The organism is Flavobacterium sp. IC2-16 (assembly GCF_055521455.1).
Window position 1 is genome coordinate 2,516,720 of record NZ_CM145480.1, and the last position, 19,206, is coordinate 2,535,925.

The window sequence follows — 19,206 nt, forward strand, 5'->3', positions numbered from 1 at the left end:
GAACGGCTTTTTTTATGGTTTAAAAATTTCTTTGTAACTGTCCCAATATTTATAAATCAGAAAAATATTTGCAATAAATACAAAAGCTCCGGCAGCTATATTGGCAGGATCTAAAAACAAATGAACCAAAACGATATTCACTGAAACCGGCAATAAAACTAAGTTGGCTAAGCGAATAAACTTTCCGGAAATAAAAGCCAAACCACAAAGTAATTCTACTGATTTAACTAAATTCATCATGTATCCTGATGCAGCCATACCGTCGTTGAAAGTTTTTAAGTTTCCGGTTAATTCGGGTGTTGGAAATAATTTTAAAAAATAAACAACAGAGCCAAATAACAATAATGCACCAAGCAAAACTCTAATAATGATAGTTGCAATTTTCATAAATAGTTGATTTTTAATAGTTAGTTAATCAAATGTAAGAAAATAAACCAAAGGTTATTGTTGTTTTTTGGAAAGTTTTTTATAGCCAATATATCCTAGAAACCCAATCAAAATCAACTTTCAAAGCTGGACAATAAACGCAATGATGGATTCCAGCATGTACCAGCCGGTTTTTAAATCATCCCAAATTTGCAATCCTAAATGAGGACGGTATTTGTTGATATTTTTTTCACTGGTGTACAATTCATGTTTAATTGTTGAAGCGGTAACCGCAATGGAATTCAGAGCATCTGCTGAAGATATTTCAAGAATGTTGCACGCACACCCAACCTTTGCAGAAGCTATCAAAGAAGCGGCTTTAGCTGCTACAGATAACAGAGCATTACACGTGTAACACATATTAATAAATAAAAAAGCCGTTCAACTGAACGGCTTTTTTATTTTACTGGATATAATTTAAACTGATAGTAGACATCGTTGGCAGCAATGTACACATTGTAATTACCATTTTCGACACTAAAAACCTGATATTCATACAAATCTCCTTTTTTGCTTAAATTTTTTCGAGTACCATTATCGCTTTCAACAAATTCAATTTCAAATGCACCGTTCGGTTTTTTTCGATAGATAAGTTTTGAATACGTTTTGTCTTCAAATTGCTCAATCCAAAATCCGTTTTTAATTGAAACATTTACGGTTCCTCCAGAATATTCTTTATAGGTGAATTTAGTTATGCTTTCTAATGTTTTAATCTGACTTTTAGTCAAATTAAATACGGGAGCTTCTTTTACAATTTGCCAATCACTTTTGTTTTCTTCCGCTTCATCAAGGATTTCGGTAAAGGCTAAACAGTTTTTTTGAAGTCTGTAATAAATTTTATCAAACACTTCTTTTTGAACAATTGTGTCTGTTATTTTCGATAAATAAGGAGTGATATGGTTTTTGTTTATAATTTCAATTCGTTTGTCGTTTCTAACCGATTTTGTATTTTCTAATGTTTTACAAATCTGACTGTTAAGCGAATCGATTGATTCCATTTTTTGTGCATGAATTTTAAAACATGCAGTAGTGATAAAAAATAAAAAGATTATTTGTTTCATAATTGAAATAATTTGAACTCAAATAACGCATATATTGTTATGATTTCCAAATAGAGTTGAGAGGTAGAATTCTAAATTAATTTATTACAATTTATCATTTATCAACTTTATACAAATTCCTTGTACACTTTATTGGTAAGCAGTACTTTTACAATATAAAAAGTATTTTTTGAGAACTTCAGTTTTTAAATGCATTTCAAATGTAGCTCCATTCAAAAGTAAATTGTTGAGTTGGGCGCAGCAGTATCGGGAAGTTGTTTTTCTCGACAGTAATAAGTATCCGCAACAGTACGGAAGTTATGACTGTGTTTTGGCTTGTGATGCGTTTACATCAATAAAAACCGATTACCACAATGCCTTTGAAGACTTAAAGCAATATCAACAACAAGCTAAAGATTGGTTGTTTGGCTATCTTTCTTACGATTTAAAAAACGATACCGAAAACTTAAAATCCAATAATTTTGACGGGTTACACTTTCCGGACTTGTTCTTTTTTCAGCCTAAGAAATTGTTTTTACTAAAAGGAGATGAATTGGAAATCCGATACCTGAATATGTGCGATGACGAATTGGAAGAAGATTTTAGTGAAATAGTTGAAATGCAAGAAGGAAAAGAGGGCAGTAATACTGCAATAAAAATTGAACAGCGCATTTCAAAAGAAAAGTATCTTGAGAAAGTAAACGAAATGTTGAAACATATCCATCGGGGTGATATTTACGAAGCAAATTTCTGCATGGAGTTTTACGCAGAGAATACGCCAATCAATCCGTTGGAAATTTATCAGAAACTCAACGCGATTTCAGAACCGCCATTTGCTACATTTTTCAAAAATAATACTGATTATCTGCTTTCAGCATCACCCGAAAGATACTTACGCAAACAAGGAACGAAAGTCATTTCACAACCCATAAAAGGAACGGCAAAACGTCTTTCCGATCCAGAACTAGACGAGCAATCCAAAACAGATTTATCGCAAAATCCGAAAGAACGTTCCGAAAACATTATGATAGTCGATTTGGTTCGCAACGATTTGTCACATACCGCTACAAAAGGTTCAGTTCAGGTAGAAGAATTGTGTGGAATTTATACATTCAAACAAGTACACCAAATGATATCTACAGTCATTTCGGAAGTAGATGAGTCAACATCGTCCGTTGAAATCATCAAAACAACATTCCCAATGGGAAGCATGACCGGAGCACCAAAAATTTCCGCCATGCAAATCATTGACGATTTAGAGGAAACCAAACGCGGTTTGTACAGTGGAGCCGTAGGCTATTTTACGCCGGATAACGATTTTGATTTTAATGTGGTCATCCGAAGTATTTTGTACAACGCCAAAGAAAAATATGTTTCGTTTTCCGTAGGAAGCGCTATTACTGCAGCATCCAATCCAGAAATGGAATACGAGGAATGTTTGTTGAAAGCAAAAGCCATGCGCGAGGTCTTACTGGGTTAAATTTCATACATTTGGCTATGCTTTTAAAACTCCAAAATCATATTGACGCTACTCTTCCTTTTTTGAAGGGTAAAAAGTTGCTGCTTGCGGTTAGTGGTGGGGTTGACAGTATGGTTTTATTATATCTTTTCAAACAATTAAATTTTGATGTTGCTGTGGCACATTGCAATTTTAATTTGCGTGGTACAGAGAGTGACGGAGACGAAACTTTTGTAAAAACAAGCTGTGGTAATTTAGATATAAAATGTTATGTAAAATATTTTAATACAAAAGAATACGCTGATTTACATAAACAATCTATTCAGATAGCTGCTCGTCAACTTCGATATGATTGGTTTAATGAAATTTTAGAAAAAGAAGGCTTTGATTATTTGTTAACTGCACATCATTTGGATGATGCTGCCGAAACTTTTTTAATCAATTTCACAAGAGGAACAGGACTGGAGGGCTTAACCGGTATTCCGCAAATTAATGGTAAGATAGTTCGTCCGTTGTTGGCTTTTTCCCGAGAAGAAATTGAAAGCTATGCCAAAGAAAATGCCATCCCATGGCGCGAAGATTCCAGCAATGCCTCGGATAAATATTTACGAAATAAATTGCGTCACGATATTCTTCCTGTTTTAAAAGAACTGAATCCGAGTTTTCTGAATTCCTTTCAGCAAACATTGGAAAATTTGCAGCAGGCACAATCCATGGTGGAAGATGCTTCAAAGCTAGTTTATCAAAATGTAGTGGAAGATTCCGATTTTGAAAAACGAATTGATCTAATCAAATTAAAGGAATTGACTAATTATCAGGCGTATTTGTACCAATGGTTGAAACCATACGGATTTACAGCTTGGCAGGATATTTACGATTTAGTGGATGCGCAATCTGGAAAGCAGATTTTTGCCGAAAACTACCGCTTGCTTAAAGATAGGGAAGTACTTATTTTGGATGCACTTTCTAGTAATGAATCTGTAATTTATTCTGTTGAGGAAAATCAAACTCAAATTGAACATCCGTTCCGTATGAAAATCTCGTATGTAACAAATGTTACAGCTACCGGAAGTTCAGAAATTATCTTTGTTGATAAAGATACGTTAAAGTTTCCGCTGGTATTTCGTAAATGGCAAGAAGGTGATTATTTTTACCCTTTCGGAATGGACGGAAAAAAGAAAATAAGTAAGTATTTTAAAGATGAAAAACTTTCGTTGATTGATAAAGATAATGTTTGGCTCTTATGTTCCGAAAATGAAATCGTTTGGGTTACCGGAAAAAGAGCAGATAGAAGGTTTTCAGTATCAGAAACAACACAAACTATTATAAAATTTGAATTATTGAAATGAAAAAAGTAACTGCCCTAGTCGTATTGTTTTTTGCTTTTTTAAGTACACAAGCACAAATTTCAAATAAGGTTAATTGGAAAACTTCGGTCGAAAAAAAATCTGATACCGAATTCGTTTTGGTTTTTGATGCTACAATTGAGCATGAATGGCATATGTTTTCTCAATTTACCCCCGATGGAGGCTCGTTACCTAGTGTTTTTAAATATAAAGATGCTAAAGGAAATTACGAGTTAGTTGGGAAAACCAAGGAGAGTCCGTATAAAAAAGTGTACAGCGATATTTTCGAAGTAGACGAATATATGTTTGAAGGCAAAGCACAATTCAAGCAAACGGTTAAAATAACTAATCCAAATGTAAAGTCGATTTCAGCACATATTGAATATCAGGTTTGTAAAGAATCGTGTATCCAAGAAGAAGCAAATTTAAACTTTAAATTGCCAGCAATGGTTGTTAAAGCTTCTGAGACAGTTGCACCTAAAACTACTTCCGCAGCTACAACTTCTCAAGAAACTACAACACTTTCAGATACTACGTCAACTACTAAGATAAAAGAAGCGGTTACTACTCCTTCAGAAATGCCAATAGAGAAGAAAGAAGAAAAGAAAGGTTTGTGGATGATTTTCTTTTTGTCATTTTTAGGAGGATTTGCGGCATTGCTTACTCCATGTGTTTTTCCAATGATACCAATGACGGTAAGTTTCTTTACTAAACAAAGTAAAAACAGAGCCGAAGGTATTCGAAATTCGTTTTACTACGGTATATCAATTATTTTGATTTATGTTGGATTAGGTTTATTGGTTTCTGCCATTTTCGGTATTGACGCTTTAAATGCATTATCAACCAACGTTTGGTTTAACTTAATATTCTTTGTAATTCTAATAGTTTTTGCGATATCTTTTTTAGGAGCTTTCGAAATTGTACTACCCAACTCATGGGCTAATAAAATCGATCGTCAGGCCGATAGAGGTGGTTTCGTTGGAATATTATTTATGGCATTAGCATTAGCTATTGTTTCATTTTCATGTACAGGACCTATTGTTGGAACATTGTTAGGAGAAGCTGCGAAAAGCGGAGGAATTGGCCCTGTTGTTGGTATGTTCGGGTTTTCTTCTGCCATTGCTTTACCGTTTATGCTTTTTGCCATGTTTCCAGGATGGATGAATTCGTTGCCAAAATCGGGAGGTTGGTTAAATACAGTTAAAGTTTCGCTAGGTTTTTTAGAATTGGCTTTTGCTTTTAAATTTTTATCCAATGCCGACCTAGTTCTACAATTGCATTTGTTGGAACGAGAAGTGTTTTTAGCAATCTGGATTGCAGTTTTTGGTGCGTGGGCAGTGTATTTATTCGGAAAAATTTCATTGCCGCATGATAGTCCGTTAACGCATATTTCGGTAGGTAGATTATTACTAGCATTATTGGTTACAACATTTACAATTTATTTAGTTCCTGGTTTATTTGGTGCGCCTTTAAAGATATTAAGTGGTTACACTCCTCCGTTAGAATATAGTGAGAATAGTGGTGGACTAGGACTGGGTTCTGGTTCAAATGAGAGTAAACTACCCGATGGTGCTAAAAAAGGACCACACGGAATTGTTGCTTTTACAGATTATGATAAAGGTTTAGCCTATGCTAAGAGTCAGAATAAGCCTGTGTTGTTAGATTTTACTGGTCATGCTTGTGCTAATTGTAGAAGAATGGAAGAAAATGTTTGGTCTAAGCCCGAAATTCTATCAATTCTTAAAAACGATGTAATTCTAATTTCTTTGTACGGTGATGATCAACGTGATTTGCCTAAAGAGGAACAATACATATCTAAAAAAACGAATCAAGAAGTTACAACCATTGGAAAAAAATGGCGTGATTTTCAAATTGAACGTTACAATATCAATGCACAACCTTATTATGTTGTTTTAGATTCGGATGGTAATGATTTGAACAAACCTGTTGGTTATACACCCGATGTAGAAGAATATAAAACTTGGTTATTGTCTGGTATTTCGAAATTTAAGAAATAGTTTGACCCACATAATATAAATGAAACCCGTAACAATTTTGTTGCGGGTTTTGTTTTTTACAGCTCTTTCAGCATCACTAAAATTTATGCTGGTCTATAATTTCGTTTGCAAGATTTTTTTTTAAATAAGTCGTTAATATCTGAATTTGAATTTTCTTCATTTGATGCTATCATAGTATTAGCTAGTTTTTTTAACATTTATTGAGGAAAAACCTCACATGTGGCTTTTGATTGATTTCTAAGTTTGCAGGGTAATTATGATCGGGGTTATTACAAATTTTCATGAAGCAGTTTATATTTTAAAACGACTCTAGACCCATTTATTATTTGCTTTTGAGAAACTGAAGTTAATGAAAAATCTAAAAATTCGTTGATTTTGATGTTCGATTACTAATTGAGTTTGAATTTAGAAGAAAAGGCAGATTGTTTAAATATTTATTAATATCAAAGTTATGTGTTAAGTCTGCCCGCATAACGGCGAATAATAATTCTATAAAATGAAAAAAGTAGAAGAAATTAAAAAGTTTTTAGAGGTTGAAGAATTGTCAAAACTTGAGCAAGGTGCTATCCAAGGTGGCCAAGCTGAGGCGAAACAAAAGATTAAGCAAAAAAATGAAGATGACGGTACGATAAATCAAACCAATAACTAATCATTTTAAAAAGACCAAATGTGAATTTTGCATTTGGTCTTTATTTCCTTATTTATAGTAAATGATAATGAATTAATACTATGGTATAGTAAGGAAGAGTTGATACAGAAAATTAATTGAATCCAACCTAATAGAATTAGTTTAAAGGTGGATTTTTCAGATTATTATAAAGCTTTTTTAATAGGTTAGAAATGAAAAAATATCTTGATGAAAAATTTTGGTTAGAATTTATAGATAAGAACGAAAACTTTAACAACACTTGTGTTTTAAAAGATTCATTTTGCATCGAAGATAAGAATGCTTTATATGAAGGTGTTACTGAAGCTTTATATAAGAGAATAAACGATAAATTCCTTGACAAAGGTTTTAGATTGTATTTTGAAGGTGAAGAGTTAAACAAAAATTATACTATTGATTATTTATCAAAAAATCCTCCAAAGAATAATGAAGATATTGTGGATTATTGTAAAAGGATTTTTGATAAAAAGTTTGGCATAATAATGAATAATAATGAAGCTTTTTCAGAACAATTAGCTTCAAAGATCTTCAAAATGATGAAGCCGTTATTTGATCTTGCCGGATTGCCACCATTAGGTAATGAAATTACTGTATTTATCGGTAATTATGGCTGGACTCCGCTAGGCATACACAAAGATCATCCTGGAGAAAATGTCTTACATTTTCATCTCGGACCTGGAAGAAAGCAAATGTACATTTGGGATGAAGAAACCTATGGTAATTTAGTAGATGAAAATGTTTTAAACAATAAAAATATTGAACCAATATTAGAATATTCTAAAAAGTTCGATTTTGGTGAAAGAGATATTTTTTATATGCCATGGTTTGTAAATCATGTAGGGTATACAGAAGAAATATCAATTGGAGTGTCTCTCTGGTTTCAAAGTACTGATAACTATACATACTCAAAAAAGATACTTGAGCATTTTATAACTCAATTTATACCAAAAGACAGGAAAATAATTCCACCTCAAATAGATTATGACAATAATGATGATACGTATGAGTATTTCAAGCAAATATTGATAAAAAGCATCCTAGAAGAAGAGTCTACTTTAGATGATTTTCTAAAAAAAATATATTTAGATTTTAAAAAGTCACTCATTAGTAACGGGTATTGGTCAAACTTGCCAATAGAAAACAAAATTGACAGTGCAGATTATAATTTTTTTAAAGGCAAAACTATTGAACTTTCTATGCCTTTTAAGATTATACATGAGAATTATAAAAATGAAAAATTAAACATTTTTGTGCGCGGTACTAGAATTAGGATTAAATATTTTGATGATTTTGAAAGCTTATTAGTTAAATTAAATAACGAAGAATTAATAGAAATAGACCAACTAATCAAAGAAATACGTATTCCAGAAGAAGCTTTTTTGTATATCATATCAATCCTATATAAGCATAGAGGAATAAGAATTGTTAATTAATCTAAACATTTAAAACTAATAATTATGAAATTAAAAACACTCGTAATAATGATCTCGTTATTATTCGCATCAATTTCTTTTGCCCAAAATAACGATTCAAACATTGTAAGTACTAAGAATTATATGTTAGTTCAGTCTTATGGTAATAGTGATTATAATTGTAGTGTCACATTTAAAAAAAAGCACCATGATTCTGTAATGACACTATTGAACAAATATTTTGAGAACATTGAACTTTCAAAAAATAAAGCAGTCTGGACAAAAAATAAAACTGTGAACAATTCTAATGATCAGTTCTATGTTGAGCTAAAGAAAAATTCATTAAAAATAGAATTCAAAAACAAGAGTAATGAAATCAATGATGAAGTTTTTGAAAAGTTAAAAAAAATTACTTCAGAAATTACCGAATTAGTGAAATAAGGCTTTTCCCATTTATTAATGTATAAACATATAAAAAAAAATAAAGCTTTATTCTCAAGACCAAAACCCGTAAGACAATTGGATTCCATGGATTGCGGTCCTGCTTGTCTTGCTTTTATTTCTGGGGTATATGGTAAAATGTATTCGTTACAATATTTGCGTGAACTTTGTTATTTATCTAAAAGGGGAGTTACATTATCAGGGATTTTAAATGCTAGTGAAGTTATTGGTTTTGAAGCTTTTTCTAGTAAAATTACACTAGAGGTTTTAACTCAAAAAATCAAACTTTTCCCTTGTATAATTCATTGGGAGCAAAATCATTTTGTTGTTTTGACTCAAGTTATAGTTTCAAAAAAAAATGAAAAACTATTTCAAATAATGGATCCAAGAATTGGCTATGTTAAACTAAGTGAAACTGATTTTATTAAAGGTTGGCTTGGTCAAAATGATAAAGGAATAATAGCTTTTTTTGAACCTAGTTCAAGTTTTGAAAGTATTTCAGTTGAAGCTAAAAAAAAGTACAATTTCAAAGAGTTATTGCCACTTTTAAAGCCATATAAAAAAAAGTTTTTTACGTTAACTTTTCTAGTGTTTTTAGGCTCACTAATTACATTAATTTTTCCTTTCCTAACAAGAGCATTGATCGATAAAGGAATTAATCATAAAAATTTAAATGTAATTACATTAATACTCATAGCTCAATTAAGCCTTTTTTTAGGTTCAATGATAATAAATGTATTTAGAAATTGGTTCACGCTTTACATTGGGACTTATGTAAACATCAATTTTATTTCAGATTTTATTTCAAAATTAGTCAAGCTTCCTATGAAAAATTTTGATAATCATATGATAGGAGATTTGAATCAAAGAGTAATTGACAATGAGAGAATTGAGCGATTAATAACTTCCGAAAGTATAGTGACATTTTTCTCTATATTTTCTTTTGTCGTTTTTTTTATTGTTTTAGCTTATTTTAATATTCAGACCCTATTTATTTACTTCTCATTTACTCTTGTTGGAATTTTATGGTCAATATATTGGATTCGTAAAAAGAGAGTTCTTGACTTTTGGGAATTTCAATTAAAATCACAAAACCAAGAATCTGTTTTTGAAATTTTTAGTGGTATTAGGGATATTAAGCTTTTTCAACTTGAAAATTTTAAGCTAAATAAATGGAAAGAAACTCAGAATGAGCTACTTTTATTAAATATAAAATCCCTTAAAATAGATCAAATACAAGTTTTTGGATATCAATTTATAAACCAATTAAAGAATATTGTTGTAACTTATTTTGTAGCAATACTGGTCATAAAAAATGAGATGTCCTTAGGAACATTGTTGAGTATTTCCTACATAATTGGAGAGATGAATAGTCCAATATCACAACTGGTTTCATTTATAAAAAAACTTCAAGAAGCAAAATTAAGTTATACAAGACTTGCAGAAATTTCAACACAAGAGCAAGAAGAAAAGAGTTCTGATATTCAATTAAATACTAAAAGAAGTGAAGGTATTGAAATTAAGAATCTGTCATTTTCTTATGAAAATATTCAGTCATCGTTAGTTTTAGATAATGTCAATTTAACAATTCCAGATTCAAAAGTAACTGCTATAGTAGGGCATAGTGGTAGTGGAAAAACAACTCTTATAAAAATTCTTTTGCGGTTTTATGAGCCAACTGTAGGGGAAATCTATTTTAATGGAGATGACATTCTATCATTATCACCAAAGCATTTAAGAGAGAATATTGGTACTGTTTTGCAAGATGGTTTTATATTTTCTGAAACAATAGAGCGAAATATTATAACCAATGAAGAGAATGTAGATATAGAAAAACTTAATAACGCTTTAAAAGTGGCTTGTATATTTGATTTTGTAAATTCGCTTCCGCAAAAGCATAAAACGATAATTGGCAGTTTAGGGAATAATTTGTCAACTGGGCAAAAGCAAAGAATATTAATTGCTCGTGCTGTCTATAAAAATCCTAAATATCTTTTTTTAGATGAAGCAACATCAGCTTTAGATGCTAAAACAGAAAAAAGAATACATAATAATTTGATGGAATTTTATAAAGATAGAACCGTAGTAATTATTGCCCATAGATTAAGCACTGTAAAAAATGCAGATAATATTGTTGTACTAGATTCGGGTAAAGTTATGGAAGTAGGTAATCACAAAGAACTTGTTTTGAAAGAAGGTGCATATTATGATTTAATAAATAATCAGTTAGAGTTAGCTTAATAATGAATAATACCTACGAATTAGTAAGATTAAGTGAAAATGAATATACATTCGACACTCAATATGGAATTTCTTATTCAATTGAATTAAATAAATCTACGGCTAACTATCAGACAGAAAATAATACAATGAAAAGCCTCGATATTTTTCGTTTTTCAATATTTGATAGGGATTATCCCATCGAAACGGACTATCAAGTTAGAAGTACAATTTTAGATTTTCTATTGCAATACTTCAATCTGCCTAATAATGATGGAATATTATTTTATATTAATAATGAGTTTGAAAAAAACAGTTTTTCACACAGAGCAAAAAGCAGGTTGAAATTATTTAGAAGGCTCTATAGAAATGCAAATAAAAATTCTGAATTTATTTTCTTAACCAATGAACATTTTATACTAAATCATCAGGAATATAAATTAGATTATATCGGTATAATAATAAAATTATCATCGCCACATTATCACAGTATTGTAAAATCATTTAACAAATTTTGCCACGAAAACTCATATCATAATTGAGCTATTAATTTTTAATCATGAAATACCTTATAACACTTATAGCATTATTAATCATGCATTTTCTTTATTCTCAGGTTGATACAATGAATGTAAAGCAGATGAATGATTTGATTATTAAAGTTGGAAAAAAAGCTGTAGAGCAAAAAGCGGATAGAATAATTTACGATTTTTCAAGTCAGAGTTATTTAAATTCGGGCACATTAATGGAAGGGCTAAAAAAGATTCCAGGATTAATAATTTCAGATGTAGCTGGTATGTTGTACCAAGGGAAACAGCTGGAAGTATATATGGATGGAAGGCCATTAAATATGTACTCAGATGAATTAAACACTTTTGTTGAAAGTTTACCTGCAAATACAATTGAAAAAATAGAAATTATTACTCAACCAGGGGCAGAATTTCCGGCTACTTCAGGTAATGCCATAATCAATATCATCACATCAAAGAGTGCAAAAAAATACATTACATCAACCTATTCGAGTGGTTATGGATATACTAAGTATGACAAATCGAGGCACAGATTCAATAATAGTATTTTAATAAATGCTAAAAATAAATTATTTGGTTGGCAAGTGCAATTAGGGCAAAGTTATAGTGAGAAGTATCAAACCGATTTATTTAAATCAAGTAGTCAATTAATTTCCGACAATTATTCCGACAAGGTAAACAGATTGTATTTCATAAAAACAGGCTTGAAATTAAATTTAAAAAAAGACCGACTACTTTTAAATTACGATTTAAATACAGGTAATAATTCCTCTTATCTTGATGCTTTTGGTTATAATTTTTCTTCAAATGATTATAGCAAGAATAAAAGAAACTTTAATGATGTAATTCTTATATACCAAAAAAGATTTGAAAATATTTCCAAAAAATTAAATTTCAGTTTTAATTATAACAATAGTAACAGTAATTATATTTTAAATTCGAGAAGTAATAATCAAGCCGTTTTAGATAACGTTTCAAATTATAATTTTTATCAATTTAAAACAGATTTTTCAAATGAATTCAAATTTTTAGATAACTCAAAGTTTAGTGTCGGCCTATTAGCTGACAGATTAGATTTTAAAGCTGAAAATTTTAACATTACAAATCTCGATTATACACGAAATACATTTGCATCCTATTCAGAAATTCAATCAACCTATAAATCATTCAATTTTATTTTAGGAGGAAGAGTAGAATCCTATGAGATTTTTGGAAATACAGACACAAACGCATTAAATACATTTAAACAAATTCGTTTCTTTCCAAACGCAACTTTTCAATATAATTTCTCAAATGATATTTTTATTAATACGAACTATAATAAAAAAATAAGTTTGCCCAATACTTCATCTCTTAATCCTAATAATACAAACTACCAAAATCAAAATGTTACCTTTTTTGGAAACCCTAACTTAAATCCAACGATCTATAATAACTTTGAAATAAAATTTAGTGCTTTGGAATATTTTACAATTGGATATTCAATTAGCCAAGCGAATAATCAAATTGCAACACGAATAATAGAAACCAGTAATGGCGTAGCAAATGCTTCTGTAAATATTCCTAAAGTTAAAGTTCAAAATTTTAATTTTGGGTTACCCATTCCTTTTATGATATTCACTAAAGGTTTAAAGAAAACACTAGAATTTGACTTTAATCCTGACAAAATAAATTTCATATATTTTTATACGGATTATCAAAAAAACAATATCGAAGGAATTACTACTAAAGGATATTGGAACTTCAATACAATGATGCAGATTATATTACCAAAAGATATAAATTTTACTGCTAACTATAATACAAGTACATCGGGAGGGAATTATTTCTATTACTATATTGCCAATAACCGCTTAAACGAGCAGTTAAATCTTAACGTTTCTAAAAAATTCTTATCAAATAACTTGTCACTTTCGCTTTATTTTAATGATGTATTTAATACAAATTATAGAAATATTACGGGATTAGGTACTGATTATGTATATAATAATAAATACGATTCAAGACGCATAGGTTTTTCATTAACGTATAAATTTCCAACAAAAAATAAAGTTGCTAAAGAGGAAAACATTATACCCGTTAATACTAATGAAGAGATTATTACTAAGTAAATAAAATGCCAAGATTTACTGGATTTTTATTTATTCTATGTAGAGTATAAAGTTATTATAGTAACAGTTTTGACCTATTAATATTAATTATACGCCATGTTAACAAAAGTATTTGGAAGCGCCGTTTTTGGGGTTGATGCCACAACAATTACGGTTGAAGTAAATATCGAAAAAGGAGTTGGTTATCATTTGGTAGGATTGCCAGATAATGCGATAAAAGAAAGTAGCTATCGTATAGCTGCAGCACTTAAAAATAATGGTTATAGCTTACCGGTTAAAAAGATAATCATTAATATGGCTCCAGCCGATCTGCGCAAAGAAGGTTCTGCTTACGACTTAACCATTGCCATCGGAATATTAGCCGCAACAGGACAAATCAAATCAGAAGAGGTTGGAAAGTATATTATCATGGGTGAATTATCTCTTGATGGTGGTTTGCAACCCATTAAAGGCGCTCTTCCCATTGCAATTAAAGCTAAAGAAGAAGGCTATAAAGGTTTTTTTCTTCCAAAAGTAAATGCTAAAGAAGCTGCTATTGTATCCGATTTAGAAGTTTATGGTATTGAAAATGTAATTGAAATAATTCATTTTTTTGAGAATAAAGGCGATTTGCAACCAACTATCATCAATACCCGTGAAGAGTTTTATAAAACGTTAGATTTTCCCGAATTTGATTTTGCAGAAGTTCGCGGTCAAGAATCTATTAAGCGTTGCATGGAAATTGCCGCAGCAGGTGGCCATAATATCATTTTAATAGGGCCTCCAGGTGCTGGTAAAACCATGTTGGCAAAACGTTTGCCAAGTATTTTGCCACCCATGACGCTAAAAGAAGCTCTAGAAACTACAAAAATTCATAGTGTTGCCGGTAAGGTCAAAGAAGTTGGATTAATGAATCAACGTCCGTTTCGTTGCCCGCATCATTCGGCTTCAAGTGCGGCATTGGTAGGAGGGGGGAGTTATCCACAACCCGGAGAAATTTCATTGGCTCATAATGGTGTACTTTTTTTAGATGAATTACCCGAATTTAAACGAGAAGTACTGGAAGTTATGCGTCAACCCTTGGAGGATAGAGAGGTAACAATTTCCAGAGCTAAATTTACTATTACATATCCATCCTCTTTTATGTTGGTGGCAAGTATGAATCCGAGTCCGGGTGGCTATTTTAACGATCCGAATGCTCCAGTTAGTTCTACACCTGCAGAGATGCAACGCTATTTGAGTAAAATATCAGGTCCGTTATTGGATAGAATAGATATTCATATTGAAGTAACTCCAGTTCCGTTTGAAAAATTATCCGATACCCGAAACGGAGAAAGCAGCTCTGAAATTCGAAAAAGGGTTTCCAACGCTCGAGAAATACAATCGGTACGTTTTAAAGAAATTGAAGGCATTCATTATAATGCTCAAATGACCACAAAACATATTAGAAAACATTGCGAATTGGATTCCGATTCTTTGGCTCTTTTAAAAACGGCTATGGAACGTTTAAATTTATCGGCAAGAGCCTACGACAGAATTTTAAAAGTATCTCGAACTATTGCAGATTTGGAAGGTTCCCTAACCGTAAATTCCAATCATATTTCTGAAGCTATACAGTACAGAAGCCTTGATAGGGAAGGTTGGTTGGGGGAGTAATCAGTGTTCATTTTATTGATAATTGGGCGGTAATCAGTATTTGAATTTGATTGATAAAAGAAAAGAGGCTGTTACAAAATGTAGTAGCCTCTTTTTATCTAAAAAAGTCTAAGCAAATTTAGTTGAGTTCTTCAGCAAAAGTATCGCCGAGTTTTATATCACCGCTTTTATAACCGCGTGTAAACCATTTAATTCGTTGTTCAGATGTTCCGTGTGTAAACGATTCGGGTACTACGTGACCTTGCATTTTACTTTGAATAGCATCATCACCAACGGCATTGGCAGCACTTAAAGCCTCATCAATGTCGCCAGCTTCAATATATTTTTGATTGTAATGTGCCCATAATCCTGCATAGAAATCGGCTTGTAATTCTAAACATACCGATAACTTATTGGCTTCTGCTTCACTTTTACCAGATTGTAATTGCCTTACTTTTCCCGATGTTCCTAAAAGTGTTTGAACATGGTGTCCAACTTCGTGTGCAATTACATATGCTATGGCGAAGTCACCACCTTTAGCTCCAAATCGAGTTCGTAATTCTTCGAAGAAATCTAAGTCCATGTATACTTTTTTGTCACCTGGGCAATAAAACGGTCCAGAGGCAGAACTTGCACCACCACAAGCTGTTTGAACCTGACCGGTAAATAAAACCATTTTAGGCTCTTCGTATGTCATCCCGTTTTCTTCAAAAATTTTATGCCAAATATCTTCAGTATCGGCAAAAACTGTAGCGGCAAAATCACCTAATTCTTTTTGTTCCGGTGTTAACTCTACTTGTTCTGTTGGAGCCGATTGTTGGTTTTGTTGCATTTGCTCTAAGACCGGAGTAAGCATTTTGGCATTGTCTCCTCCAAATACATTTAGAAGTAATACAATTATTCCAATAACACCACCACCCATGGCTATTTGACCACCAGAAACACCTCTGCGGTCTTCTACGTTATCACTTTTTCTTCGTCCTTGCCATTTCATATTTTACTGTTTTTAGTTTTTATATATCGAATGAATTACCAATTTCATCAATTTCATTTTTTTGTTCTACACCTACTGCATTTCGGTATAAAATATAATACGTTGAATACAATATTGGCAATGTAAAGAATATTCCAATACACAATGCAATAAGTCCAAGCATTGCAAATATTACAGCGACTATTATGGCTATTAAAATTACAAAAGGTTGTTTAATTACCAATGCAAAACTGTTTCCAATTGCTTCAACTGCTTTGTTTTTTTCGAAAATAATTAATTGTACGGTAAAGATTGAAAAAAATGCAATCGAGTAGGTTACCAGCATTCCAATCCAATTCATGTATAAATATTCAAATAACACTGTGGTTGCGTTTGTTGCAAGTCCTAAGAGTAAACCTGCTACAAAAAGATCTTTGAAATAAACCGATTTAAAATGACTAAAAGCTACTGAAACACTTGAATCTCTTCCCAGTTCTGCTTCATGCGCCATTTGAATTAAACCCGCGGTTAACGGATACATAATTGCTCCTACAATGGCTGTACCTAAAATGTAAACAATAAGGTATACTGAAGAAAGATTTGTGGGTTTAAAACCCGCCATTTCACCTGCAAAATCGCTAAAGCCGAATATAGCTCCAATGGTTCCAAAAACTACAGCAATTAAAACTATTGATGCAATTAAAATTACCAAGCCACCATTAACTGCGATTTTTTTAAAATTTTCAAAACTTTGTGAGATAACTTCACCTAAATCAAGAGAATATCCGTTTCTCTTTAAATTTTCAATTTTTTGATTGTTTGTAGACATATATGTATTTAAATGTTTAATGTTAAATTCCAAAACGGAATCCCATATAGATATCAGCTTGTTTAGAGTCGTTTAAAGCTGCTGTAACAATAGAGCCTGAGCCTAAAAAGAATCCACCTAATCGAAATCCGAATCCGGTAGTAAACCCAGAGACTTCGTTACTTGATAGTGGTAAGTATAATTCGTAATTCTTTCCTCCGAATCGAGGTGTTAAGGTTAAAATATTTTGGATTGTTGTAAAATCGTTTTTAGAATCGTCTGATATTTTTTGTTGCATATACGCCGATACCGACCATTTGTTATGGATTTTATAATCCACATACGCATTGATAACAGCTGGCAGTTTTACTTTAAAATCTCCGTTAGAAGATTCTTTAGTTAAATATCCATCATTTATTAAAGTTTGTTCAATATCAACAATACTTTCTGTTCCTTCAAAATCAGATAAATTTAAAGGATTGCTGGTTGGAATATTAAGTTTGTAGTTGGAAGAATTGTTATTGTCATCTTTAAATGTCATACTTCCCATATTTCGAAAAGACAAACCAGCGTTAAGCTTATAATCATCAACAGTGTAATCGCCACCATCTACCGTTTCTTGAACTTTTTCTTTCCATTGATAGTTGAAACCAAAATCAACTCCAAAACCATTTAGTCCACCAGCAAATAATTTACTATAGTTCGAACTATTTTCATAACTGTTTGCTAGCGATCCTGAATATGAAAAGTTCACATTAGCCACTGCATTATATAGGTAAACGTCTCCCGTAGTAATATCGTTAGTAACCTCACCTTGTAATTTATCCACCCCCATGTTCATGTAAGAACCCGGAAATAATAATTTTATAGTTCCCCCAGCACTTAATTTGTGGTTTCCAATTTCGATAATGTCACGTGCTGCAGATAAGTTGATTTCACCCCATGAGGCCGCATTCATACGCTGATTGTAATTGGAGTTAATTTGGGCAGTACCTAAAAAAGAGTTTGTTACAGCATTTCCAAAATTCACATCAACATCTATAGCATTTGCTTTGATGTTTCCTGCAGAAGCAATAGCAAAAGCCCATTTTTTGTATTTCATAGCAAAAGAAGGACCTTGAAACAAAGCGTCTAATCGTGCAGAAGTTGGTTCACTTCCAGTGAATATTTTGTCTTCCAAATTTGTACCTTTCATCAAATCGTTAAAACCAATCTTATTGTTTGAAAGGTTTAAACTCATTGTGAATACATTTACATCGAATTTACGACTCATGTTAGTTAGCTCAGCAGGATTGATACTGGCATTTAAAAGTCCGCCACGTTTGGAAATATTAATTCCAGAGAAATGTTCTTGTGCCAATGAACTCAAACTCAATACTGAAAAAGCAACAATCAATTGTTTCTTCATAAAATGAATATTAAATGTTTAGATTGATAAATTAACAAAAATTTAGATACATTTCCAAATAGGGTCGTTTGGAACAGGAGCTGTAATTTCTAGGTTAATTTTAGTAACGGGGTGGGTAAAAATAAGTTTTCTTGCATGAAGATGAATGCCTCCGTCGGGATTGCTTCTGTCGAAACCATATTTTAAGTCCCCTTTTATAGGGCAGCCAATGGCAGAAAGCTGACTTCGTATTTGATGATGTCTACCCGTATGTAAATTGATTTCTAAAGCATAATAATTGTCCAGTTTCTTAATAATTTTATAATCTAAACTAGCTTTTTTACTATCTGGAACTTCTTTAGTATGCGCTTTCGACGTATTGTTTTTAGGATTACGTTTTAGAAAATGTACAAGGTTGTCTTCGGTTTTTGGTGGTTGATTTTTTACTACCGCCCAATAGGTTTTTTGTGTTTCACGGTTTTTGAACAAGTCATTTAATCGTGTCAACGCTTTAGAGGTTCTAGCAAATACAACAATTCCTGTTGTGGGTCTATCAAGTCTGTGAACTACACCTAAGAATACTTCACCCGGTTTATTGTATTTTTCTTTGATGTATTCTTTAACGACATCTGAAAGCGGTTTGTCGCCAGTTTTATCACCCTGAACAATATCACCTACACGTTTGTTGATAACAATAATATGATTGTCTTCGTGTAGGATTTGAAGGTTGTCTTTTGTGGATAGTTCTTTCATT

16 protein-coding genes and 1 pseudogene are annotated in these 19,206 nt (G+C 31.8%); 11 read left to right on the forward strand and 6 right to left on the reverse strand.

The window, feature by feature from the left end:
* Window positions 1-12: 12 nt before the first annotated feature.
* Window positions 13-387: a DoxX family membrane protein gene (locus tag ACZ1JT_RS11670; RefSeq protein ID WP_465094003.1), complete on the reverse strand. Its 375-nt coding sequence runs from the start codon at window positions 385-387 to the stop codon at window positions 13-15.
* 250 nt (window positions 388-637) lie between these two features.
* On the opposite strand from ACZ1JT_RS11670, the pseudogene ACZ1JT_RS11675 reads away from it, so the two are divergent.
* Window positions 638-781 (forward strand): annotated as a pseudogene (locus ACZ1JT_RS11675) (dihydrolipoyl dehydrogenase); the annotation flags it as partial.
* A gap of 43 nt (window positions 782-824) precedes the next feature.
* On the opposite strand, the gene ACZ1JT_RS11680 reads toward ACZ1JT_RS11675, so the two are convergent.
* Window positions 825-1,424 carry a hypothetical protein gene (locus ACZ1JT_RS11680; RefSeq protein WP_465094004.1) on the reverse strand — a complete coding sequence of 200 codons (600 nt, stop codon included), beginning with the start codon at window positions 1,422-1,424 and terminating at the stop codon, window positions 825-827.
* 232 nt (window positions 1,425-1,656) lie between these two features.
* Here ACZ1JT_RS11680 and ACZ1JT_RS11685 point away from each other — a divergent pair, with 232 nt between their 5' ends.
* From ACZ1JT_RS11685 to ACZ1JT_RS11730, 10 genes are all read left to right on the forward strand, one after another.
* A complete protein-coding gene (locus tag ACZ1JT_RS11685; RefSeq protein ID WP_465094005.1) occupies window positions 1,657-2,946 on the forward strand; it encodes an anthranilate synthase component I family protein in 1,290 nt (429 codons plus the stop codon).
* 17 nt (window positions 2,947-2,963) lie between these two features.
* Complete coding sequence (gene tilS, locus ACZ1JT_RS11690; protein ID WP_465094006.1) at window positions 2,964-4,274, forward strand: tRNA lysidine(34) synthetase TilS; 1,311 nt, start codon at window positions 2,964-2,966, stop codon at window positions 4,272-4,274.
* Entirely contained in the window at window positions 4,271-6,289 is a 2,019-nt protein-coding gene (locus ACZ1JT_RS11695) for a protein-disulfide reductase DsbD family protein (protein WP_465094007.1), read from the forward strand. Before tilS ends, ACZ1JT_RS11695 begins: the two co-directional genes overlap by 4 nt.
* Window positions 6,290-6,785: 496 nt before the next feature.
* On the forward strand, window positions 6,786-6,938 hold the full coding sequence (locus tag ACZ1JT_RS11700) for a hypothetical protein (protein WP_465094008.1): 153 nt from the start codon (window positions 6,786-6,788) through the stop codon (window positions 6,936-6,938).
* Window positions 6,939-7,129: 191 nt separating this feature from the next.
* Window positions 7,130-8,389 (forward strand): hypothetical protein, encoded by a 1,260-nt coding sequence (locus ACZ1JT_RS11705; RefSeq protein ID WP_465094009.1) that lies wholly within the window; start codon window positions 7,130-7,132, stop codon window positions 8,387-8,389.
* Window positions 8,390-8,413: 24 nt separating this feature from the next.
* Window positions 8,414-8,809 carry a hypothetical protein gene (locus ACZ1JT_RS11710; protein WP_465094010.1) on the forward strand — a complete coding sequence of 132 codons (396 nt, stop codon included), beginning with the start codon at window positions 8,414-8,416 and terminating at the stop codon, window positions 8,807-8,809.
* An 18-nt stretch (window positions 8,810-8,827) separates the two neighbouring features.
* Window positions 8,828-11,050 (forward strand): peptidase domain-containing ABC transporter, encoded by a 2,223-nt coding sequence (locus tag ACZ1JT_RS11715; RefSeq protein ID WP_465094011.1) that lies wholly within the window; start codon window positions 8,828-8,830, stop codon window positions 11,048-11,050.
* Between the two features lie 2 nt (window positions 11,051-11,052).
* The gene (locus ACZ1JT_RS11720) at window positions 11,053-11,571 is read left to right on the forward strand and encodes a hypothetical protein (protein WP_465094012.1); all 519 of its coding nucleotides are present in this window, start codon (window positions 11,053-11,055) and stop codon (window positions 11,569-11,571) included.
* Window positions 11,572-11,588: 17 nt separating this feature from the next.
* Window positions 11,589-13,670, forward strand: coding sequence for a TonB-dependent receptor domain-containing protein (locus ACZ1JT_RS11725; protein ID WP_465094013.1), 2,082 nt, complete (start codon window positions 11,589-11,591; stop codon window positions 13,668-13,670).
* A gap of 96 nt (window positions 13,671-13,766) precedes the next feature.
* On the forward strand, window positions 13,767-15,305 hold the full coding sequence (locus tag ACZ1JT_RS11730) for a YifB family Mg chelatase-like AAA ATPase (RefSeq protein WP_465094014.1): 1,539 nt from the start codon (window positions 13,767-13,769) through the stop codon (window positions 15,303-15,305).
* Window positions 15,306-15,423: 118 nt separating this feature from the next.
* Here the strand turns inward: ACZ1JT_RS11730 and ypfJ are convergent, their stop codons facing one another.
* Genes ypfJ through ACZ1JT_RS11750 form a run of 4 tightly spaced genes read right to left on the reverse strand, consistent with a single transcriptional unit; the run spans window position 15,424 to window position 19,205 of the window.
* Entirely contained in the window at window positions 15,424-16,278 is an 855-nt protein-coding gene (gene ypfJ / locus ACZ1JT_RS11735) for a KPN_02809 family neutral zinc metallopeptidase (RefSeq protein ID WP_465094015.1), read from the reverse strand.
* A 19-nt stretch (window positions 16,279-16,297) separates the two neighbouring features.
* Entirely contained in the window at window positions 16,298-17,086 is a 789-nt protein-coding gene (locus tag ACZ1JT_RS11740) for a hypothetical protein (protein WP_465094016.1), read from the reverse strand.
* A 22-nt stretch (window positions 17,087-17,108) separates the two neighbouring features.
* A complete protein-coding gene (locus ACZ1JT_RS11745; protein ID WP_465094017.1) occupies window positions 17,109-18,473 on the reverse strand; it encodes a hypothetical protein in 1,365 nt (454 codons plus the stop codon).
* 42 nt (window positions 18,474-18,515) lie between these two features.
* Window positions 18,516-19,205 carry an RluA family pseudouridine synthase gene (locus tag ACZ1JT_RS11750; RefSeq protein ID WP_465094018.1) on the reverse strand — a complete coding sequence of 230 codons (690 nt, stop codon included), beginning with the start codon at window positions 19,203-19,205 and terminating at the stop codon, window positions 18,516-18,518.
* Between the last annotated feature and the right edge of the window lies 1 nt (window position 19,206).